The sequence below is a fragment of the Pectobacterium zantedeschiae genome, assembly GCF_004137795.1.
Classification (GTDB): Bacteria; Pseudomonadota; Gammaproteobacteria; order Enterobacterales; family Enterobacteriaceae; genus Pectobacterium; species Pectobacterium zantedeschiae.
This window is the reverse complement of the sequence record NZ_NWTM01000001.1, coordinates 212278-235006: the sequence shown is the minus strand read 5'-3', so window position 1 is coordinate 235006 and position 22729 is coordinate 212278. Positions and strand designations below refer to the sequence as shown.

Genomic DNA, 22729 nt, shown 5'->3' with positions numbered 1-22729 from the left:
TTTATAACGACAAACATGCCGCCGCATGTCTTATTTCTTATCAAGATTCCAGTTGCCGATGTCATCTTCCGTTCCCGGCATGCCATCTGGCCCAAGGGAGAAGATATCCAGTTTGCCGTGCTGGCCAGGGTTCAACAGTTGGTAGTCCGTACCCCACGGATCCTGAGGCAAGCGACGAATATAGCCATCGGCTGGATAGTTACGCGGTTCTGGCTGTACCGTCGGCTTCGTGACCAGCGCTTTCAGGCCCTGTTCTGTGGACGGATAACGGTTGTTATCCAGCTTGTACATATCGAGTGCGCTTTCCAGAGACACAATATCGCTGACGGCTTTTTGCCGATCCGCCTTTTCCTTATTCCCCATCAGATTGGGGACCACCAGGCTCGCCAGTACGCCGAGAATAACGATCACCACCATAATTTCCAACAGAGTAAAACCACGCTGACCATGACCACGTTGACGTTGCTGCATCCTTACTTTTCCTCGTTCAATTGTTGGTTCTCTTACAAACTCACTGTTGTTGCGAACTGATTATTGTTACGAACTCATTAACGTATTCAATTGCAGGATCGGTTGTAAAATCGCCAATACGATAAACAACACGACTGCCGCCATGCTGACCACCAGCAGAGGTTCAAATAATCCCAGCGCCAGCGTCATCTGCGAACTAAATTCACGATCCTGATTATCCGCCGCCCGTTCCAGCATGCTGTCTAGCTCACCGCTGCGTTCGCCGCTGGCGATCATATGTCGCATCATCGGGGGGAAAAGCGCCGTCTGTTCCAGTGCTTTGTGCAGGCTAACGCCCTCTCGTACCGCATCCGTTGCCAGAGAGAGACGATGGCGGGCATAGTCATTGCTCATCACATCGCCGCTAATGCGCATTGCCTGCAACAACGGCACGGCACTGGCATTGAGAATACTAAGCGTCCGCGCGTAGCGTGCCGTATTCAGGCCACGGGCTATGCGACCAATCAGCGGCAAATATAACAAGCGGCGATGAAAACTAACGCGCCGCGTTTCCTGCCGCAACATCACCCGAAGCGCCATAAAACCGGCCAACAATGCCAGTAACGCCCACGGCCCAAATGTGCGCACAACATCACTCATTCCCATCAAAACCCGGGTAGAAAGCGGCAGCGCCTGCTTCATATGAATAAATTGCTCGACGACTTTTGGTACCACAACGGACAGCAAAATGCTGACCACCGCAATCGCGACCACGGTTAGCACACAGGGGTAAATCATCGCCTGCTGTATACGGCTACGCATCTGTTGGCGCTGCTCGGTATAGTCCGCCAGCCGATTCAACACGGCATCAAGGTGACCTGAGGTCTCGCCTGCGGCGACCATTGCGCAGTACAGCCGCTCAAAACTGCCGGGGAAACATTTCATGGCATCAGCCAGCGAGTGCCCTTCCATGACCTTGCTGCGCACCGCCGCCATCAACTGGCTCAGATGCGGCTTTTCACTCTGCTTTGCCACCGCATCCAGCGCCTCCTCCAGCGGCAGCGATGCCGCCACCAGCGTAGCCAACTGGCGAGTTAATAGCGCCAAATCAGAGGTACTGAGACGAATTTTTCGGCGTAGGGACAGACCCGCAGAACCCGATTTCTGCTGTTCGCCTCGGCTTTCATCAACCGACAGCGGGACCAACCCGCGTTCCCGTAATAACTGACGCGCCTGTCTGGCAGAGTCGGCTTCCTGACTGCCACGGCATTTCTTCCCTTGCGCATCCAGCGCCTGATACTGGTACTGTGCCATGTCATTCCTCTTTGGTTACGCGGATCACTTCTTCCCAGGTCGTAAGCCCGGCCAGTACCTTCTCCAGCCCGTCCTGACGAATAGTCGTTCGGCTCTCTCCCAGAATCTGTGCAATGGCCATTTCACCGTCACTCCGATGGATCGCCGCACGGACGTCGTCATTAATCAGCACCAATTCATGAATACCGATACGCCCCCGGTAGCCAGTAAAACTACACTGCGTACAGCCAACGGGGTTATGCAACAGAGTATCAGGCGCAATACCCATCTGTTTCGCCTGAACCGGATCGACCGGCTGCGGCTGGCTACAGTCAGAACACAACGTCCTGACCAGACGCTGCGCGAGTACGCCCAAAAGAGAAGTTGACAGCAGGAAAGGTTCTACGCCCATATCCTGCAAACGAGACAGCGCGCCCAGCGCACTATTGGTGTGCAGTGTGGATAACACAAGGTGACCCGTCAGCGATGCCTGAACGGCAATCTGTGCCGTTTCACCATCACGAATTTCCCCTACCAGCACGACGTCCGGGTCCTGACGCAAAATGGCACGTAGCCCACGGGCAAACGTCATATCCACCTTGGTATTGACCTGTGTTTGCCCGATGCCTTCCAGTTCATATTCGATGGGATCTTCCACCGTCATGATGTTACGTTCCGAGGCATTCAGGCGACTGAGCGCAGCATAAAGCGTGGTACTTTTCCCCGATCCTGTTGGGCCGGTGACCAGGATAATTCCATGTGGACGATGAATCAGGCTGTCCAGCAACTGCCGATTGCGTTCCGACATACCCAGCAATTCAAGATCGAGCTTAACGCTGTTTTTATCCAGCAAACGCAGCACGACACGCTCACCGTAGTTCGACGGCAGTGTGGACACGCGCACGTCAATCGCCCGTCCCCCCACCCGCAGCGCCATGCGCCCATCCTGTGGAATACGCTTTTCCGCAATATCCAGCTTTGCCATAACTTTGATACGCGACACCAACAAAGAAGCCAGCTTACGCTGTGGCCGCAGGATCTCACGTAATACGCCGTCCACGCGGAAACGGATCAGCAAATAACGCTCATAGGTTTCGATATGAATGTCCGACGCTTTATTCTTAATCGCCTCAGTCAACATGGCGTTGATGAGGCGGATAATGGGCGCGTCGTCATCGGCATCAAGCAGATCGTCGCTATCTGGCAGTTCTTCCACCAGCGTATAGAAGTCCATCTCGTTGCCGATGTCCTCCATCATACGGCGCGCCTCTTCCGAGTCGCGCTGATAGCTAATGACCAATTGCCGCTCAAATTCTTCGTCCGTGACTCGCTCAATCCTGAGCGAACAGCCTGCAATCCGACGCGCTTCCAGCAAGGCGGCTGACGGCGTCTGCGCGACACAGATCGTCCTAAGACTCGCGCCATTCTCCCCCTGCAACAGCAGAATTTGCTGCGATCGTGCATAGGCGAAAGGCAGTATGGGGCGTAATTCTATAATCTGGGAGGCAACGTCACTCATTTCCCGCCCGCCGGGTAGAACGCCACAATAGAGGACTGAACCTGACGGAACGTATAGGCATTTCCGCCCTCCGGCAGACGCAGCAAATCGTTACTCAAAAGCCCCCCTTCACCGCGACTCATGTCCCGCTGTTTGTCTTCTTCAGCACTGAACGAGTGATACTTACTGGCAGAGGCGCTCTGATATTGGCTGCGATCGCGGATAATAGAAGGACGGATAAACAGCATCAGGTTACGCTTTTTCGTTTCCTGACTGTTGGAGCGGAACAAGTACCCCAGAACGGGAATATCGCCCAACAGGGGGACTTTACTGGCGGATTCATTCGTACTTTTATCCAGCAAACCACCCACCACCACAGTTTCGCCGCTGCTGACCAGCACCGCGTTATTAACGGTACGCGTATTGAATGTTGCCCCAAGGTTGGTACTGCTGCTGGAGGCAGCATCAGCCACGCTGGAGACTTCCTGTTCGATTTCCAGCAGAACGGAGTCGCCTTCGTTGATTTGAGGTTTCACCTTCAGTTTGATACCAACCGTTTTACGCTCCACCGTTTGGAAAACGTTATCACCGGATGTCGTTTGTGAACCCGCCAATACCGGCACTTCCTGACCGACGTTAAAGGTCGCTTCCATATTGTCCAGCGTCACAATACTAGGCGTTGCCAGAATATCGTTCTTGCTGTTGCTAGACAGCGCAGTCATCAGCATGCCCCAGTTGCCCTGATAGAAACCTGCGGCAATCCCGTTGAAGCTGCCAAGTGCAGTCGTCGCGGCCGTACCAAGCGTTCCATCACGTTTAAACTGGTCCGCTCCCGCCATCATTGTTGTGATCGGTAATCCCGTATTGGTGAACTGCGTCACCCCGGCATTCTTATTGGCCCATTGTACGCCGAGGTTCATCCCGTCGGCATCTTGCACTTCCGCAATGATTGCTTCGACTAATACCTGCGGACGACGGATATCCAGTTGTGCAATCACCTGTTCCAGATCGCGCATGATGTCAGGAGCCGCATTCACAATCAGCGAGTTAGTTTGTTCGTGTGCCTTAATCGAAATATCTTTGCGCAGCGCAGGCAGCGCATTTTGTTGATCGGTTTGGATGCTGTCACCAACCCCCGTGAGCACCTCGACCAGATCGGCAGCTTTGGCATATTTGAGATAGATGACTTTGGTATTGCCCTGTACCGCCTGCTGGCGGTCGAGCTGCTTGATCATATCGATAACGCGCTGGCGTGAATTTGGTTCTCCACGTACCAGCACCGAGTTTGTGCGTTCATCCGCGACTACATTGGCGGTTAGCATGCCCGGCAAGGCGGATTTTTCATCCATCTTGTTTAGCTCATTCACCATCTTCACCACTTCCGTCGAGGAAGCGTAAGACAGCGGTACGCTAACTACATTCCGATCGCCCGTCTGATCAACCCGCTCGACAATCGTCATCAGCCGCTTGATCACACCCGCACGGCCGGTCATCAACAACACATTCGACGGTTCGTAATGCACCACACTCCCGGCACCCGCATTGTCGTTCAACTGGCGCAACAGCGGTGCCAAATCACGAGCCGCTACGTTGTTGACTGGCACGACGCGCGTAACGACTTCATCGCCGATCCCCGGCTGCTCATCGCTTGCCAACGGCATAGACGTTGATTTCGCATCCTTAGAGCGAATAATTTTCAAGACATTGTTATCCATCGGGATAACGGTGAACCCATAGACATCCAACACGCTCAGGAAGAACTGATAATATTGCTCTTCATTCATCATGTCATAGCTACGTACGGTAATCGTTCCGCTGACCGATGGATCGATAATCACTGTCTTATTCAGGTTCTTACTGACGGTATTGATAAACTCCTGAATATCCGTGCCCTTAAAACTGGCGGAGAATTCAGCGCTCCACGCCAATGATGATGCCATCAGCAGAACACTCCCGCCGAGCAATAACATGCTTTTGCGGCGTACACGACTAAGCCATTGGTTTTCATATTGCGAAAAAACCTGACGCTTAAAAAATCCCTGTCCCTTGCTAAACAAATTAGTGGTCTCCATCCAATGCCAGATATATATCTTGCTGTTGACCATCACGCTCGACGGTCAAATTAAATTTGCTCATCCCTGCCAGTTGCGCCATCGCCTGCTGTGCCTGAGTCGCATCGCGCAAATCCATACCGTTTAATGACACGGCGAGATCGTTGTCCTGCAAGCCTGCGCGGTAAAAAAGATCGGGATTTTTGCCGGGGTTTAACTGATATCCTTTCAGTACGTCTTCTTCCGTGACGGGAGAAATGGTGAGGTAATCCTGCGCCGTGAAGGGATCTTTTTGTATCTTGTCTTTCACCTGATTAAAGGCACCAGAAGACGGCGGTGCATCGGCGGTGTTTTCTTCCTGATACAAATGGAGCGCCTCATAGCGCCCTTGATACTGGAGCACGACACGATCGGCAGAGATAGTCACAATTTTGGCTTCATAGCCTGGCACCGCATCGCCGACGTTGCGGCTATATTGCTGACTATCTTTAGCGATAATGGCAATCGAACGTTTGGCGTCTTCACTCGCCAGCACCCCAGTCAGACTAATATTTAATGATGACAGTGGAATGTTACCGGATAACGCGGCGTCGTTAACGGCAGAGGCATCCGCATCGGGAGCATGGCCGAACAGAGTAAAATCACCCGGCGTTGCGGGTTTTTCTTTCGCTTGAGCAGGCGTGACCGACACGCCAACAATGCGCGAGTCTTCAGGTAGGATAAAACGCCAGGTCAGCACGGCCAACTGCTGACAAATCAGCAGCAAAATCAGCCCCAATACGATACGTCGAATCAGAGGGGCTGGCAGCGAGCGAAAAGTGGCGACCAACGAATTAAAAGACGGTTCTTTGAAAGCTTGCAGTCGTGCCATAGATAATCATCCATAATACTCTCCACGCCCAAGGGCGTGGAGAAAATGCCTTATTCCGTTGCAGCTTCCCGGGTGATGGTTTCATCACCGCTGGTCGTCAGCGCGGCATCATTGTTTACACGGTCTTCGAGCCTGATATTTTCAATATGACCGAAATTCCAGGCTCCCGGTACATTCTCAAAAATGACATTTTTAAATTCACTGTTCTTCAGGAAGGTGATGTCCGTAGCTTTTACATTTTTGAATTTTACATTCTCAAAATGCAAGCCTTGGTGATAAGCATCACGTCCAAAAGAGAACTTATACGCATCAGCCATTTCAGCCACGGTCATCCCGTCGACCATGATGCTGTTTTTCTTCGGTGAACCATCAACCGTGACGTTAGAAACGGTCACATCACGGAACTGTGCGGGTTCTGCCGCTGGCTGGGTATCGTTCACGTCCGCTTTATATTTGATAGTGAACACGAACGGCTCGTTGACAATATCACGCATCGCGTTATTACGGAATACCACGTCACGTGAGCCGCCACCATAATAAGGCCGGCTCTTCATGCGCAAGCCAACATCCGTCTTATTCATTACGTTATCTTCAGCAACAATTTTTTCAATCCAGGCGCCAGTATGGCTACCCGTGACTACCGCACCATGACCACGACGGAAGTAGTTATTGAAGATCCAGGCGCCGCTCTGCGCCTTTTGCCCCAGCGTCGCCACTTCGGCACCATATCCCGCGGCAAAGTTTACGCTGTCATCACCTGTATCAAAAAAGTTATTAAATACCATAACGTTCTGGCTATTTCCGAATTCAATGCCATCCGCGTTGTTGGCATCATACGTTGTGTGAACCAACGCATTCATCACTACATTTTCAGATTCCAGCACCATCACACCGTGATATGCCGGGTTCAGAATTGTCAGCCCTTCCAAATACATATTGCTCACACCGCGCAACGTCATCAGGCTGGAGCGCCGGTTTTTATACGCGTCATCCAATAGCATTCCTTCAGCAACGGCTTTTGCCGTTTGGTCTTTTGCCAGAATACCGTCACTGCTGACATTGGTGGATTTGCTCGCGCGATAGAGAGGTAAGTTGTTATTTAATTCATCAATTTCAGTAATGTTTGCATCACCGGCTTTAATACCACGAGTCCAGCCGTTGCCATCAATCGTGTCCTGCCCGACGATACGAATATTTTTAAAGGTGCCAGCATGGCTGCTGCCCTGATCGTCCGCTTCCAGTACGTTAATCAGTGAAGGTGGACGCTTCGGCAATTTAGGTAAGCTGTAGGGATAGAGATAGTAGCCACGAGCAAGTGGATAATCGTCACCATTTGCCGACCCCAGCAACGTAGCGCCTTTCGCGACTTCCAACGTCATATCGCTATGCAAGAACAGCGCTCCGGTTTTAAACGTCCCACCTTCAACCACAACTTTACATCCTTTCGGATACGCGGCTGGCGTACAGTCATCAATCGCCTTCTGAATCGCCACCGTATCGTTTGCAACCCCATCCCCTTTCGCGCCGTAGTTAGTCACATTCAGTGAAGCTGGTGTGGCCGTCGTTTTCTGCACGACGGCTTCACTATCAACGGATTCTTTGCCGTCGTCATAAAGCGCGCGCACCGTGAAACGGTACTCAGTTTCCGGCGACAGGTTAGCCACCTTGAAATTATGGAAGCTGACGCGGACGTGCCAGTTGGTGGTATCAATCGAGTTATAGAAGTTATCGATATAAGGCTTGGCTGGCGAATGGGTGTTTTGATTATCTATCGTCCCGCCCAGTAAGGTTCCATTCATATAGACACGATAATCTTTAATGCCTGCGGCAGGTTTAGTCGGTTTTTCCCAGGCCAGTACCACGCTGCTGTCATCATAGGCCAGCGTCGGGACTTTAAGATTCTGCGGCGCGGCGGAACGATCGACGCCGACATCTGGTGCTGAGTCGCTATCACTGCATCCAGCAATCAAGCTGCTCAGAACGACGGTTGCACAGAGCGTAAGACGAGTACGGGGTAAAAAATAATTCATAGTATTTCCTGTATTTTTACTATTATTTTTCCCTATATGTCTCACCCTGCGGTGAGAGTCATTACCGCAGAATGATTAATATTAGGCAGAGAGATTACAGATAACTATTTCAATAAAAATAATGCGTTAATAACGATAACTACGGGAGAGAAATATCCAGTTTTCCAGATCCAGCATTTTCCAGAACATATTTCTCAACAACGGCGATGGATTTTCCAACGCTATACACATAAGGCGGGCTCCATTCCAATTCATTGGTACAGGTCTCCAGCGCCCATGCTGGTACAGCTTTCCCAGAACTTGTAGCAGCCGCTTTTTCGGTTTCTTGCAGGGCATTACATTTATCTAATGCGATTTGATTCAGATTGCTTGCTGGATTTCCATTGAACCAGGAGCCATTGTCTTTAAATTTACTTCCCTTGTAGGCACCGACAATCAGTTTTTCATCCGCACTGCCACCTTGGAAATTAAACACGTTACTTTCGGAAAGAATCGATGAATCAAAACCCATCCCAATGGCATACAGAATGGGATAGTTTGTATCCGTTGCACCACGGTGATAGTTATTAAGCAAATGCACCTGACCAAAGCGTACCCGCGGCGAACGCTGCACGCTGTTGTCCCACAAATTGCCTTCAAAAGTGATCCGATATTCCCCTTTATCACCATCTCCTGAACCGATTAATACCGTTTTGTCATGCTGAGCAAAAATGTTGTAGGAAATTGTCAGGTAATCAGCGCCATCTTCTATATCCAGCAGGCCATCGTGGCGTTGGATATGCTTACCGAACAGCACGGGCTCTAAATGATCGGGATATTCACCATCCGTAAAAGTGCAATGGTCAACCCAGACATTTTTACTGGCATTAATCGATACAGAATCATAACGCGCATTCCAGTTGCCTTTATCACCATCGCCTGCATCCCAGGCAGGCGCAAAGTCACGCGGTGCCTGAAATGTAATATTACGGATAATGATGTTGCTGTTGTCCGTTTTACCGAACGTTTGGCTTAACGTATTGAGGGATAAATAACCCTCCACCAGTTTCGCGTCGCTACCGACACCTAAAAGTGTGGTATTCGGCGGAACCTGAAATTGAATCTGTGCTTTCTGGTTATTGGCATACTGCGAACGCTGACCATTCTGCTTTTTCAACAGACTAAGCTCTGCACTGGCCGCCGCTGCATCCGTTCCACCAGCATCCACTGTGGCTTTCAATTGCGCCATATAATCCTGATCGAAAGCTTTGACATATAAATCAAAGTCGAACGTTGTTTTATTCGGTTTGGTTTTATAGTATTCGGCATCCGCATAGCGTCCATTACCTAAATCATCGCCGCGAATAGTACCTTGCCAATAGATAACTTTTGGCTCTAATTTAGCCTTCAACTCCGCATCGGCATCGCCTGCGATATAAAGGGAGCTGCGTATATTATTTAACGCATCTTTTAATTCTTGGCGGCTGGTCACGACATAAATACTATTTGCATGTGCTCCCTCGCCCCCCGTCGTCGCGTAAAACTTACCATCCGTGTTCTGATATTGCGCAGCCCAGCCAAACGGTGCCGTTTTCACCTGTAAATCTGGCGGAGCCGCTTCTTCCACTGGCTGCTGACTGTTGTCGCACCCGGAAAGTACCATCCCAGAAAGGGCAATAGCTACCGCACAGGTACGTAAACGACCAGTCCCAATAACTGTTTTAAACATTTTATCCCTCAGTATTTTAAAAAAATTAAAATAGAAAAAAAATAAATCCGCACAAAACCCTGCGATATTAATCGCACTCTTTAAATTTGCTTTTATTCGTAATTTAGCGGCAGATTGGCACTTCTTTATCGATAAAAAAGCAGCGCAATACCTGTAGTAAAGAACCACATAATAATACTGCCGATTTAACACCCAGGATGGCTAATTAAATTATTATTCTTCCTCCACGTTTATTGATCACCAAATCATCAAAAAGAAACACCATACCTACAATGGTAAAACGTGATTTCATTAAAGCAAATCCGCACTTTTTTTTTGCGACCCGCATCAAGATTCCATCCGTGATTATTATGATTACAATAGTTTTTAATCAAAATGGAGTAACTGTCACATAACCGAGAGATACCGTTTTCTGGTGCTTCCTATTTTTTGCAAAATAAGGCATGTGGCATCACCCTACTCACCCAACTTTCGTTTATGATGTGCTACACGGCCTAAGTAGATAATTAAGGATTAGCGCGTGGACAACGCACCGGACGCACCGACACAACCACAGCCAGCGCTACTTGCCAGATACCCGATGCCTGGTTATCTGATGGTTGTTTATGCTTTGCTTTTTATCGCGCTAGGCTGGTTCAGCCATCAGCGCTGGGGGAGCCCAGCCACTTCTCCGACGACCGCTTTGGCCGTTCACGCAGCCACCTTGCCTGCGGCAGAAGGACAAGCACCAGCCGCGCCCGCAGCGGCACCGCCTCATCAAGAAGAGTCTCATGTCGAGACGCCAGCGTCGCCAGAGAAGAAGACCAGGCTGCCATTACCTGCCGTCAGCAATGGCGAGATTCCTCCACTGACCTACAGCGCACATGTTTATACGTCGGACGAAGCCAAGCGCAGCATCACGCTCAACGGTATGCGATTCCGTGAAGGTGACTCGCCGATGGAAGGGCTAACGATAGAACAAATCCAGCAAGACATGACCATTTTCAGCGTAGAGGGCGAGGTGTTTATTCTGGAAGCGCTGGAGGATTGGCCGGGCGGAAAATTCAACGAGAATGAACGTTCCGCCGACAGTGAAAGTGAAAACGCGGTGCCTTAGCCGTGGCTACGCATGGCATCAATAAACGGCGTCAGCGTGCGGTTAAACTCCGAACACTGCGTCTCTTTTGGCGTGCTATCTTTTAATAACCCTTGATACAGGCTTTCGCTACGCTGTGGCAAAGCCTGATAGTTTGCAATATTCCAGCCTCTTTGCTTCGCTACAGCCAGCGCAACATTGGCAATCGTCGCATCATCGGGAAGATCGCTACGGTTACACTTCGATTTGAGATATCGGGTGGCCGCAACCAGCGACGACAGCTGGTTCAGTTGATCGTTAGAAGAGACCGTTACCGCAGAAGACTGACCCGCCACCGTTCCTTTTTGGGCAGACGTTCCTGTTTGTTGGCACCCGGCCAACGTGACGCAAAGCAGCGTTAGCGCAGAAAATTTAGACAGAGATAACGACATGACAAACTCATCCTGATTGAGATTAACGGTAGGCATTCTAGCAAATGATAAGCCGCTGTCACGGCATGTTTATGTTGCTCCCAGTCAGGTGACTGGGAGCCAGGAATATCAGGCAGCAGAGCCTTTTCCTGATAAGGATTTCGTCGTCGGTAAGATACCGTCAGCGCGGAACATCGTCTTGATGCCACGCACCGCCTGCCGAATACGATCCTGATTTTCGATTAAGGCAAACCGAACATGGGTGTCGCCATAATCGCCAAAGCCAATACCAGGCGAGACGCAAACCTTCGCTTCAGACAACAAGCGCTTAGCGAACTCAAGCGACCCCAGATGCGCATAGGCATCTGGGATTTTCGCCCAGACGTACATGGAGGCTTTCGGTTCATCAACCATCCAACCCGCCTCATGCAGACCACGCACCAAAACGTTACGACGCTGGCGATACTGCTCGGCAATATCTTTCACACATTGCTGATCGCCTTCCAAGGCGGCAATTGCGGCAACCTGCAACGGCGTAAACGTGCCGTAATCATGATAGCTCTTAATCCGCGCCAGCGCGTTTACCAGCTCTGGATTTCCGACCATAAAACCAATGCGCCAGCCCGCCATATTGTAGCTTTTCGATAGCGTGAAGAACTCCACAGCGATGTCCTTCGCGCCGGGAACCTGCATGATCGACGGAGCCTTCCAGCCATCATAAACGATATCGGCATAGGCCAAATCATGGATGACCAACACGCCGTACTGTTTCGCCAACTCAACGACGCGCTCAAAGAAATCCAGCTCGACACACTGCGCCGTCGGGTTCGACGGGAAGCCGAGAATCATCATTTTCGGCTTCGGAATACTCTCGCGGATAGCGCGCTCTAACTCATTGAAGAAATCGACGCCCTCCACTAGCGGAACAGAGCGCACCTGCGCCCCAGCAATCACCGCGCCATAAATATGAATCGGGTAACTAGGGTTCGGCACCAGCACCGTATCACCATGATCCAACGTTGCCAGCATCAAGTGCGCTAGCCCTTCTTTGGAACCAATTGTGACGATAGCTTCATTTTCAGGATCGATATCAACCTCATAGCGATCGGCATACCAACGGGAGATCGCACGGCGTAAGCGCGGGATCCCTCGAGATGTCGAATAACCATGGGTATCTTCACGCTGTGCAACCGTACAGAGTTTTTCCACGATATGAGGAGGCGTCGGGCCGTCAGGATTACCCATGCTGAAATCAATAATATCTTCGCCGCGACGACGCGCAGCCATTTTTAATTCAGCAGTGATATTAAATACATATGGGGGAAGACGATCGATGCGCGTAAAACGGCGCGGAGAAATAGAATCAGCCATAACATCCTCAAATTAACGTGAGCGCCCGGACCGTCCGAGCGACGCAGCGCCTGTAAGAAAGCGCTCTACTCAATATCATTCAAATCACAAAAGCTGACTATAGCTTTCGTTAACCACAAAGGTACATGCGACCTGAAGTGTAATGAGCCTATTCAAGCTATCTCAGATAATTCGCTCTGTCGATACCCGCTCATAAATTTTCTTAGTCAGAAATTACACCTCATTTATTTCTGACTAAAATTGCGAAAAATGAAGAATACTCGCAAGAAGAAGCATTACACTTTATCACCCGTTCAAGCCCGCCAAATGAGGCACTTATGGTGCTGGGGCACAAGATGGTTAATTCGAGATCGAGCTTATGACCGAGATGCGATGTTTCACCGAAAGCTGGCCGATAGAAGGCACATTTACCATTTCACGCGGCAGCAAACGTCAGGCGGATGTCGTTGTCGTGGCGCTCCAGACAGGCAACATCGCGGGTTATGGTGAATGCGTCCCTTATTCACGCTACGGTGAATCCCTCGACAGCGTAATCGAGCAGATTGCCTCACTGCACAACGATATCCGTAACGGTCTGGATCGAGAGACGCTGCAAACCGTTCTTCCCGCAGGCGCAGCGCGTAATGCGCTCGATTGCGCATTCTGGGATCTGGAGTGCAAGCAGCATCAGCAACGCATTTGGCAGCGTCTGAATATCTCTTCCCCCACGGCGTTGGAGACGGCTTATACGCTATCGCTCGATACACCAGACCGCATGCGGCACGCTGCGATACACAATGCCAACCGTCCTCTTCTCAAATTAAAACTGGCAGATGCAGACGATCTGGCCAGAGTTGCCGCGGTTCGCGAGGGTGCCCCGCTGGCTCGTCTAATTGTCGATGCCAATGAGGGATGGGACACAGAGCGCTATCTGACGCTAGTTCCTGAACTCGCTGCGCTTGGCGTAACGATGATCGAACAACCTTTCCCAGCGGGGAAAGATGATGCACTGGCAGATCTACCCCGCCCGATTCCCGTCTGTGCCGATGAGTCCTGTCATGACAGCCAGTCGCTAGAGGCTCTGGTAGGACGCTATGACATGATCAACATCAAACTGGATAAAACGGGTGGGCTGACTGAAGCCCTGCGTTTGCGAAAATACGCACAAGAGCAAGGTGTAAACATTATGGTCGGCTGCATGGTGAGCACATCGCTTTCGATGGCCCCCGCATTTGTCGTGGCGCAAGGTGCGGCCGTAGTCGATTTGGACGGCCCGCTGCTCTTACAGCGCGATCGCAATAATGGGTTGCATTATAACGGTAGCGAAATATTACCGCCCAACGCATTATTGTGGGGATAACGCGCGTTAACCTGCATTGAGCAACTATTAAGGAGTGTTGTGATGCAACGTCTTGTTTACGTTGATGGACAGTATTTAGAAGAAAATGAAGCCAAAATTTCCGTATTTGACCGTGGTTTCCTGTTTGCCGACGCCGTCTATGAAGTGACAGCGGTAATCGATGGCAAGCTGGTTGATTTTCCCGACCATATCACTCGCCTACAACGCTCCTGCCGCGAGTTATCGCTTACGTTACCCGTCACCGCTGAGGCGCTCAAAGATATTCACCATGAGTTGATCAATAAAAACGATCTGAAAGAAGGCGCAATCTATTTGCAGCTTAGCCGTGGTAATGCTGGCGATCGTGATTTCTATTTCCCTTCTGCTGACGTCAAATCCACGTTGGTTTTATTCACTCAGGCTCGTTCGCTGGTCGGTAATCCGAAAGCAACAACAGGCTTACATGTTGTCACCACCGAGGATATCCGCTGGCACCGTCGGGATATTAAAACCGTCAGCCTGCTCGCCGCCAGTCTGGCGAAAGAGTATGCCCATGCGAATAAGGCCGACGACGCCTTCTTTGTCCAAGAGGGTTTCATTACCGAAGGCAGTTCCTGCAACTGCTACATTGTCCTGCATGACAACACGGTTGTGACTCGCCCACTCAGTAACGATATTCTGCATGGCATTACGCGCCAGTCGCTGCTCAAACTGGCAGAAAAGGATGGCATTACGCTCGAAGAGCGCTGTTTTACGCCGGAAGAGGCGTACCATGCCAAAGAGATCTTTGTCACTTCAGCTACCATGCTCGTCCTTCCTGTTGTGATGTTGGATGGAAAAACGATCGGTGACGGCAAGCCCGGCCGAGTGACTCAGCGGTTACGTGAAATCTATCTTGATATGATTAAACAGCAGGGAAAATAGCCGCGATTAACGCCCTGTAAGCACAGCGTCGATATCCATCCGTTACCCGTTCAATATCGGATAACGGATGGCTAAGTAGATTATTTATCGTCGCCCGAAATGCCATCAGGCAGTGCAAAACCTGAGTTTTCCAGCACCATTTTCTGCGGTACGGCCAGTGGAATATTGGATGCCCGTAACCGTTTGATGATCTCAAACAGCAGGTCGCTCTTCGCTTCCGATACCATTCTCGGGCTGCTGACATAGCCCGTCACACTCAGTACCATGCCCGTCGGGTTCAACTGACTGAATTTCACTGACGGCGCCGGTGACTCAAGAATCGCATCATGGTTGATGTAAGCATCCAGTAACAGTGCCCTAACCTCTTCAGGATCAATATCGAGTGGAAACGTCAGCGCCAGCGTCGCAACCCCAAACGGGTTCCCCATCGTAATATTGCGCACATTCTGTGAAATGAATTGCGAGTTCGGCACGATCACCGTCGAACGATCGCCCAGTTGAATTTCCGTCGCACGCACGTTAATCCGACGGATATCGCCTTCAACGCCGCTGATACTGACCGAGTCCCCGACTTTTACCGGGCGTTCCGTCAATAGAATCAGGCCAGAGATAAAGTTCTTCACTATCTCCTGTAAGCCAAAACCAATACCCACCGACAGCGCACTGACAATCCACGCTAGCTTGTTCCATTGAATCCCCAATGTCGCCAACGTCAGCAGGATAATCAGGATATAACCGATGTTACTAAACAGGGTCACCAGCGACGCACGGATTCCACGTTCTAGCGTCGTTTTAGGAAGAAACTCGTCCTCCAGCCAGCGTTTTGAGGAGCGTAAAACATAAACCCCTACTACCAGAAAGAGCACAGCATTGACCAGATGGGCAGGCACAATACTCAAGGTTTCCAGCCCTTTTCCGCCCCAAATTTCAACGGCTTTTTGCACCAGTTCCAGAGGCGTAGTGGTGCCAAACGTTCCGTTAAGTAAGGCAACGGCCGCCATCAAAATTAAAAAGACCTTACCGCCAGCCGACAGAAGCAATGTGGCCTGAGCCAAATGCCGATCGTCCAGATTAAGCGAATTTTTCATTCGCTTGCCGCTGGCATTGTTGGGAGAAAAAAGACTTTCGCAAATATCGGTAATAAACGTTGAGAATAAATACAGGCAGGAAAACACCATGCCAATCCACACTAATTCGAACGCCAGAAAACGAGCCAGTGAGATATAACCAATAACCAGCGACACCAGAATAGAGAATGCCGTCGCCAATACTGCGAGATGAATAACGCCAGATAATGTCGAACGCGCTTCTGGCTGTTCCCCTGAATGCACCATCTGCCGACGAATCTGATCGCTTTTCAGCGTGATCGTCCCCGCGGTAAACGCTAAGAACAATGCAGATAAGCCATTCACCATAATGGTTGCCGCAACCGACGTTCCCACCGTCGCCGTCACCTGTTCAATAAAGCCAAAGATCAGAATAATGCCAGCAGCAACCACAGGGAACGGTTTCATGGCTTTTGCTACGGGGTTAGCAATCGCGGGCAAACGCCATGAAGGACGCTGATTTGACAGGAATGCGCGCCCCAACCCTGCAATCATCGAACAGAAAATGGCCTGCCTCACCAGTGCGTCCAGGAACGAGATTACGCGTTCTGTCGCCTCGCCATGACGCGTGAACGTAAAGTCGATCAAGTTCACCGCAATACCGATAGTGACTACGGTTGAGATAACTGACGCCGTGGCTAAAAAACTCCGACGCAGTCGACCTTCTGGCAACCAGTGAATCCCCGCCCAGGCTAGGTATTTTTCCAGATACCGACGCCCTGCCGAACTCATAGCCATTGCAATCAGAATCAGGAAGGCAGAACCGTAGCGCCAATCTGGTTCCCAGGCCGCCGTAAAGGCATCGCTTAACTGCTCCTGAAAGGCACTTAGACGGCGGACATCCTCGGCTTGCGGCGTAACAAGAGGGGCCCAGAAACGTCCGCCCAGAATGCTGCCAGAGTTCAATGCCAACTGCGTTTTCAGCGCATTACGGCGCAGGGTAACGATTTGTGCCGACAGATTAGCTGCACTAGCGCGTAAAGCCTGAATCTGCTCAATCTGCGCATCCATTTTCGCTTTTTGCGCATTCAAACTATTGCGCTTACGCGTCACTTCACTGGTTTCATTAATACTGGAACCCGATTCTGGCGCGGGCCCTAAGACATCCAACTGAGCCTGAATTTGGGCACGCAGCGGTGCTACAGCATTAGAAAGCTCGTTGGCGTTATTCACCAACGCCTGCGTTGTGTCATTCAACGCACCAAATTTGCTGTCGCTATTTGTGCCTGAAACCTGCTGCTTGATGTTATCTAACTGCTTTTGTAGCTTGATTAACTCAGCATCAACATTAATTTTTACTGGCGCATCGGTCTGCGCGGGCTGTGGGTCAGAATCAGAATCCGCACTCGCCGCCGATGCATATCCAACAGGCAGCATCAACATCGCCAACAGACAAACGCGTAAGAATGCGGATGAAAGAATGTTCATAAATCAAAAGGTTCCAAAGTTCGACAAAATAGCGGATTCACAAATAGCCGAGTAACAGGCCTGACTAGTGAAAACAGCCCGCACTCATCCAAAACCCAACGAATGCGGGCATAGTGTACCAATAGCGCAGGATGCAGAATATGGCCGATCATAACTTGAAAAGAATTACTGAACGCATCCGGCAGATAAAACTGAAACTATCATTGCCATGTTTGGTTCATGTGGATGGCGCTCGCAATTGTGCAAAAAAAGCACACGAGAAAAAGCAACATCTACCAAAGTTGTACAGGGATTCACCGTATAGCGTAAATCCAGCGCCAACCCGTTGACTCACTGGGACGTGTGGGTATAATCCAGCCCACTGTTGCGACAAGCATCAGCGACTTCTTTGCGCAATGCGCCCTTAGCTCAGTTGGATAGAGCAACGGCCTTCTAAGCCGTAGGTCACAGGTTCGAGCCCTGTAGGGCGTACCATTTTAAGTTCTCCCAGACTCTACCGAATTCAACAAAACCCCGTTATATTCATTGATACCACTAGGATTTTCTGTCGCTGAGCTCTACCGAGGTCAACCCAGCATACCGGAAATCAAGTCGATGTTGGGGGCCTCTATGGGGGCTCTTCTTGTTCAATGACTATTAGGGGCCCCCACCATGCCACTTAATGCTCGACAGATAGAAACCGCCAAGCCACAAGACAAAGAGTACAAACTCACTGACGGCGCAGGCCTTTATCTTCTGATAAAGCCGAACGGAGCCAAATATTGGCGTTTGAAGTACCGCGTTGCAGGGAAAGAGAAAAAATTATCTATCGGTGTTTATCCGGATATCTCGCTGGCTGAAGCAAGACTAAAACGGGAAGAGGCTCGAAAAATCGTCGCCTCAGGCGGCGATCCTAGTGAACAAAAGCAGGTCGAAAGACAGGCTAAGAAAATCAACATCGATAACACCTTCAAAGCCATCGCTCTCGAATGGCATGAATACAAACGACCTAACTGGTCGAAGGGTTACGCTGAAGACCTGATGGAAGCCTTTGAGAACGACATCTTCCCTGATATCGGCAAACGCCCTATTGCTGAGATCAAACCACTGGAAATGCTAACCTCACTGCGGAAACTTGAAAAACGAGGCGTACTCGACAAACTGCGTAAAATTCGCCAAGCCTGTAATCAGGTGTTCCGCTACGCCATCGTCACTGGCCGAGCTGAAAACAACCCAGCATCAGAACTGGCAAGCGCCCTTCCCCCACCAAAAGCCACGCACTACCCTCACCTTCTGCCAGATGAACTGCCGGATTTTCTACGCGCTCTATCAACTTATTCGGGGAGCAAGGTCACACAACTGGCAACGCGCATTCTGATGCTTACCGGCGTTCGCACTATCGATTTACGACAAGCAGAATGGAAGGAGTTTGATTTTGAAAAACAGCTTTGGGAAGTACCGACAGAACGCATGAAAATGCGCCGCCCTCACCTCGTTCCCCTCTCCGATCAAGTGATCGATGCGCTGCAACAGCTCTATGCCGTTACCGGACACTACAATCTGGTTTTCCCTGGACGTAACGACATCACCAAGCCGATGAGTGAAGCCAGTATTAATCAGGTACTGAAACGGATTGGTTATCATGGCAAAGCGACAGGACACGGTTTTCGCCACACGATGAGCACCATACTACACGAACAAGGCTATAACACTGCCTGGATCGAATTGCAGCTTGCTCATGTGGATAAGAACACCATTCGTGGAACGTATAATCATGCGCAGTATCTGGAGCAGCGAAGGGGAATGTTGCAGTGGTATGGGGATTTTGTTGATGGGCTGGAACATGAGGATATGAAGAAGGTTGTGGTGATGGGTAAGCGGAAGTAGGCAAGAGGACAATTAGCCGGAGTTGTTCCGGCTTTTACTCGGTGTATATTTAGCTGGCTGATTTCGTCGGGATCATGCTAGAGATATATGGTAGAGTAGGAATATCTAATCACATATCAGAAGATAACAATATAATATTGTTCTTCTTCCTAAAAACAGTGTCTGGCTAAACTGAAGTATCCGGCCTACTTACAATATCAGGTGACTATAGCCATTACTCAACAAGACGCTACTCTACGAAAAAGCAAGGCTAAATATCACTATCGGCAGTGAGAAAGAAATACATAAGGAATATATCAGGGTGTGAAGTAAACTCCATTCGTGTAAAGGAAAACGGCTGAAAATATAACCATCAGCCTCCTTATCATATAGTGTTATGGAATAATCCCTAATCTATATGTATTAGCTCAAATTTTTAGTTATCACTCCAGTTATGTAGCTTTTTTTTCCAATTAGTCAGTGTAATATTATTATTTTCTAATTTAATAGCCTCTTCTAAGATTGATATTGCATCATCTGGACTACTTATATACAAAGCCTCAGCTTTATCATTAAGGAAAGCACTCTTATAGTTTTTAAATTTTGGATTGGATTCAGACAATAATATTGCTTTGTCTATAGATTTTATGGACTCTTCCAAATTATCAAAACCACCTAACAATCTAAGAATCTTACATTTTTTTTGGAAAAAGAATGGGTCATCAACTTGGTTTGCATTCTTACATAATTCGACAAGAGCCTTATCTGGATATTTTGATTCAATATATAAATCTATAAGTTTACCTCTTTGAAAATCATTCAAATCAATTGATTTTAAATACATTTCCGCTAAAGAAAAAGCTTCTTCCATTTTAGAATCTTTGTTTGAATCATTAGAGTATTTTAGCTGTTTATAATAAGCGACTTGTATTGTGGAAAACGCATATTTAATTTTATTATTTTTATCGATGGTTGATGGTAGCGGTAAGCTTTCACAAAAACATCCAAACATTTCCTTATGATTATAACTTAGATGATATGATAACTTAGCAAGCAATTCAAAAGGCTGTTCAAAACCAAATGATAATGAATATAATAGATTACTGACAAAAACACTGATGCATGAATCAATGTATTTTTCTCGATATGATCTCATTTTATTTTCAGAAATAAGTTCATATGTCGCTAATAAAACACTTAGCGAAGTTGAACTCCAGTCATCGGTTTTACTTAATATTTTACTTATATGTTCATTCATCTCTACTGATGAGACTTTACTTTGATCATGCCAAACACCAATTCGTGCAATTTGCAATCTAGCATAATCAGCACTATCATCTTTCTCTACAACATATTTAAACAATTCTATCGCTTTATCGTAATCTTTAATGCGAATATAAATTTTTCCTAGATGATGCCTTAGGTATAAATCAATGCTACTATTTTTATTTTTTTCTATCTTATCTTTAAGATGTTTTATATTTTCTTTACAGAAAGATAAGTAGTTTTCCTCGTCGTTAGTACCATACTTTTTCTTTAAATTGAATAGTTCCATTTCAATTTTTTCTATTAACAATAGATACGATATCTTAGTATCATCGTCTAAGCTAATTTTTTTTATTTCATCTATTATCCAACCATCACTATTCTCATCCCACCCTTGAGCTAGAGAATATATTAAATAGTTTTTAAGTTCATCACCACCTTTACGATTTTTGTACAATTCCATTAGAAAATTATGATGAGTGATTAAAAAATTAAAATATCCTATTGATTTAGATTCACTTTCAACCTTTAAGTAACTGAGAATTATTTTGTAATAGTTGCTTAGATCATCAGAAAATTTATCAAACACAGAGACAACCGAATCAAGGATGATTTGGTGAACTGAATAATTATAAACTTCTGTTTTATTTATAATTGATCTCTTAAGTAAGGATTTTATCCCATTATTCTTTAGTGAAAACTGCAAGAACTCTGAGCTAATGATTTTTGATTTTAAAATATATATCCAATAAAGTTCTTCTTTTATCTGACTTAAAGAACGTTCCAATATCCTAGCAGAGATCCTTATATTTCTATCATGATCTTCTAAACTAACAACATCTTTTATTTCATTTAAAACATCCTCCCAACTATCCCCACAATCATCTACACTGTCTCTTATAATGCTTAAGACTAAAGGATAGCCATCTACATATTGGATTATTTTTTCAACAACATCATTTTTTGGAGTATTATTAGTGTCTAATAATATTTTTTTTGCTATATCTCGCTCTAAATATTTTAGGTGAAATGATCTATCTTTAGAAAGATTTTTTTGTAAAGATGTGATTAAGCACAAAGAATGTTTTTTATTATAAAAATCAAAATCTTTTTCTATGTTAGATAAATTTTCATTAAAATTATCAAGAATAATAATTATTTTATGGTTCTCTAATAGAGTTCCTAGATTTATTTTAGTATTGAACCGAGAAATATGGGTAGACATAAAATCAAAATTAATATTGTTTGAATCATCTCCATTAACCCAAATAACTGTTTCATAATCTTCTTGAACTTTTTTAGCTATGCTTTTTGATATCTCTGATTTACCAATGCCACTAGAACCATAGATTTGCATAAACTCCTTATCTTTTAGAATTTTTATAATGGATAATTCCTCTCTTCTGCCATGATATTTTTTTGATGTAAACCTTGGTAAGGTATTATTTTCCGGAAATAAAATATATATTTTATATGCGTTAGGGACATATAACATCAATAATGGTTTAACTCGTATATTAAGAATGTTCTTCAAAATAACTTCTTTAGTTATCTTTTCTGAATCATATACATTAATTTTTTGACTATAATTCTTATTAGATATTTCATTGTTTAATTTTGATAATGTCCCACCAGTGGCTCTTTGGTTTGAAAATAAAAAAATCTCGTGGCATTGAGGATGATTATTAATAGCACTTTTTATATCATTTATAGGTTTCACAAAACCATCGAAATAATTATGATCAGTTCCACATTGCCCGACTATTTCAAAATCATCAGAGTTAAAATCAGCCGTGCTTTTAACCGGCTTGGCATATAAATTATGTCCTTTATGTTGAACAATTTCGGAAAGTATTAGTTCAATAATATCTTTACAAAAGTATTCAAACTGCGTTCCATTCAATTTTTCAAGGTCACTACATACTTGTGCAATAAAATTAATCTCAATCTGTTTCATAGGATCACCTTTGATTGTCATGTCGATTCTAAATAACATATCTCACAGTCGTTTGTCTCAATATATAAAACTTAAATACTTTTTATAAGTTGCTGTAAAATTGATACTCTTGGCATTAATTTCATTTT

At 47.3% G+C, this 22729-nt stretch carries 15 protein-coding genes and 1 tRNA gene; 5 read left to right on the top strand and 11 right to left on the bottom strand.

Annotation, left to right across the window (positions count from 1 at the left end):
- Positions 1–30: 30 nt before the first annotated feature.
- The 7 genes from gspG to CLR69_RS01040 all read right to left on the bottom strand — a co-directional run bounded on the left by gspG (position 31) and on the right by CLR69_RS01040 (position 9901).
- The gene (gspG, locus tag CLR69_RS01070) at positions 31–471 is read right to left on the bottom strand and encodes a type II secretion system major pseudopilin GspG (RefSeq protein ID WP_039298236.1); all 441 of its coding nucleotides are present in this window, start codon (positions 469–471) and stop codon (positions 31–33) included.
- A 66-nt stretch (positions 472–537) separates the two neighbouring features.
- The gene (gspF, locus tag CLR69_RS01065; RefSeq protein WP_129705386.1) at positions 538–1764 is read right to left on the bottom strand and encodes a type II secretion system inner membrane protein GspF; all 1227 of its coding nucleotides are present in this window, start codon (positions 1762–1764) and stop codon (positions 538–540) included.
- Between the two features lies 1 nt (position 1765).
- Positions 1766–3262 carry a type II secretion system ATPase GspE gene (gene gspE, locus CLR69_RS01060; RefSeq protein WP_129711893.1) on the bottom strand — a complete coding sequence of 499 codons (1497 nt, stop codon included), beginning with the start codon at positions 3260–3262 and terminating at the stop codon, positions 1766–1768.
- Complete coding sequence (gspD, locus tag CLR69_RS01055) at positions 3259–5211, bottom strand: type II secretion system secretin GspD (RefSeq protein WP_165345973.1); 1953 nt, start codon at positions 5209–5211, stop codon at positions 3259–3261. The genes gspE and gspD overlap by 4 nt, the downstream gene beginning before the upstream one ends.
- 88 nt (positions 5212–5299) lie before the next feature.
- A complete protein-coding gene (gspC, locus tag CLR69_RS01050; protein WP_129705380.1) occupies positions 5300–6163 on the bottom strand; it encodes a type II secretion system protein GspC in 864 nt (287 codons plus the stop codon).
- Positions 6164–6213: 50 nt separating this feature from the next.
- Positions 6214–8193 carry a glycosyl hydrolase family 28 protein gene (locus CLR69_RS01045; protein WP_129711895.1) on the bottom strand — a complete coding sequence of 660 codons (1980 nt, stop codon included), beginning with the start codon at positions 8191–8193 and terminating at the stop codon, positions 6214–6216.
- Positions 8194–8332: 139 nt separating this feature from the next.
- Entirely contained in the window at positions 8333–9901 is a 1569-nt protein-coding gene (locus CLR69_RS01040; protein WP_129712058.1) for a pectate lyase family protein, read from the bottom strand.
- 520 nt (positions 9902–10421) lie between these two features.
- On the opposite strand from CLR69_RS01040, the gene gspB reads away from it, so the two are divergent.
- A complete protein-coding gene (gene gspB, locus CLR69_RS01035) occupies positions 10422–10997 on the top strand; it encodes a type II secretion system assembly factor GspB (protein WP_129711896.1) in 576 nt (191 codons plus the stop codon).
- Here gspB and gspS read toward each other — a convergent pair.
- Together gspS and alaC are read right to left on the bottom strand one after the other, a co-directional pair.
- Entirely contained in the window at positions 10994–11407 is a 414-nt protein-coding gene (gspS, locus tag CLR69_RS01030) for a type II secretion system pilot lipoprotein GspS (protein WP_129705372.1), read from the bottom strand. The two genes, gspB and gspS, sit on opposite strands and share 4 nt — an antisense overlap.
- Before the next feature lie 108 nt (positions 11408–11515).
- A complete protein-coding gene (gene alaC, locus CLR69_RS01025; protein ID WP_129705370.1) occupies positions 11516–12757 on the bottom strand; it encodes an alanine transaminase in 1242 nt (413 codons plus the stop codon).
- Between the two features lie 358 nt (positions 12758–13115).
- Here alaC and dgcA point away from each other — a divergent pair, with 358 nt between their 5' ends.
- Positions 13116–14096 carry an N-acetyl-D-Glu racemase DgcA gene (gene dgcA / locus CLR69_RS01020; RefSeq protein ID WP_129711897.1) on the top strand — a complete coding sequence of 327 codons (981 nt, stop codon included), beginning with the start codon at positions 13116–13118 and terminating at the stop codon, positions 14094–14096.
- Between the two features lie 42 nt (positions 14097–14138).
- Positions 14139–14999, top strand: coding sequence for a D-amino-acid transaminase (locus CLR69_RS01015; protein ID WP_129711898.1), 861 nt, complete (start codon positions 14139–14141; stop codon positions 14997–14999).
- Positions 15000–15079: 80 nt separating this feature from the next.
- Here the strand turns inward: CLR69_RS01015 and CLR69_RS01010 are convergent, their stop codons facing one another.
- Positions 15080–17533, bottom strand: a complete 2454-nt coding sequence (locus CLR69_RS01010; protein ID WP_129711899.1) for a DUF3772 domain-containing protein — start codon at positions 17531–17533, stop codon at positions 15080–15082.
- A gap of 397 nt (positions 17534–17930) precedes the next feature.
- Here CLR69_RS01010 and CLR69_RS01005 point away from each other — a divergent pair.
- Together CLR69_RS01005 and CLR69_RS01000 are read left to right on the top strand one after the other, a co-directional pair.
- A tRNA-Arg gene (locus CLR69_RS01005) sits at positions 17931–18007 on the top strand.
- 177 nt (positions 18008–18184) lie between these two features.
- The gene (locus CLR69_RS01000) at positions 18185–19399 is read left to right on the top strand and encodes a tyrosine-type recombinase/integrase (RefSeq protein WP_129711900.1); all 1215 of its coding nucleotides are present in this window, start codon (positions 18185–18187) and stop codon (positions 19397–19399) included.
- A gap of 415 nt (positions 19400–19814) precedes the next feature.
- Here the strand turns inward: CLR69_RS01000 and CLR69_RS00995 are convergent, their stop codons facing one another.
- The gene (locus CLR69_RS00995) at positions 19815–22601 is read right to left on the bottom strand and encodes an ATP-binding protein (RefSeq protein ID WP_165345965.1); all 2787 of its coding nucleotides are present in this window, start codon (positions 22599–22601) and stop codon (positions 19815–19817) included.
- Positions 22602–22729: the final 128 nt, after the last annotated feature.

Bases quoted from the DNA above. Each gene is read 5' to 3' on its own strand.
- CLR69_RS01015 (WP_129711898.1), top strand. From the start codon at position 14,139: ATGCAACGTCTTGTTTACGTTGATGGACAGTATTTAGAAGAAAATGAA.
- alaC (WP_129705370.1), bottom strand. From the start codon at position 12,757: ATGGCTGATTCTATTTCTCCGCGCCGTTTTACGCGCATCGATCGTCTT.
- CLR69_RS00995 (WP_165345965.1), bottom strand. From the start codon at position 22,601: ATGAAACAGATTGAGATTAATTTTATTGCACAAGTATGTAGTGACCTT.
- gspE (WP_129711893.1), bottom strand. From the start codon at position 3,262: ATGAGTGACGTTGCCTCCCAGATTATAGAATTACGCCCCATACTGCCT.
- gspC (WP_129705380.1), bottom strand. From the start codon at position 6,163: ATGGCACGACTGCAAGCTTTCAAAGAACCGTCTTTTAATTCGTTGGTC.
- CLR69_RS01000 (WP_129711900.1), top strand. From the start codon at position 18,185: ATGCCACTTAATGCTCGACAGATAGAAACCGCCAAGCCACAAGACAAA.
- CLR69_RS01045 (WP_129711895.1), bottom strand. From the start codon at position 8,193: ATGAATTATTTTTTACCCCGTACTCGTCTTACGCTCTGTGCAACCGTC.
- gspG (WP_039298236.1), bottom strand. From the start codon at position 471: ATGCAGCAACGTCAACGTGGTCATGGTCAGCGTGGTTTTACTCTGTTG.
- CLR69_RS01040 (WP_129712058.1), bottom strand. From the start codon at position 9,901: ATGTTTAAAACAGTTATTGGGACTGGTCGTTTACGTACCTGTGCGGTA.
- dgcA (WP_129711897.1), top strand. From the start codon at position 13,116: ATGACCGAGATGCGATGTTTCACCGAAAGCTGGCCGATAGAAGGCACA.
- gspS (WP_129705372.1), bottom strand. From the start codon at position 11,407: ATGTCGTTATCTCTGTCTAAATTTTCTGCGCTAACGCTGCTTTGCGTC.
- gspD (WP_165345973.1), bottom strand. From the start codon at position 5,211: ATGTTATTGCTCGGCGGGAGTGTTCTGCTGATGGCATCATCATTGGCG.
- gspF (WP_129705386.1), bottom strand. From the start codon at position 1,764: ATGGCACAGTACCAGTATCAGGCGCTGGATGCGCAAGGGAAGAAATGC.
- CLR69_RS01010 (WP_129711899.1), bottom strand. From the start codon at position 17,533: ATGAACATTCTTTCATCCGCATTCTTACGCGTTTGTCTGTTGGCGATG.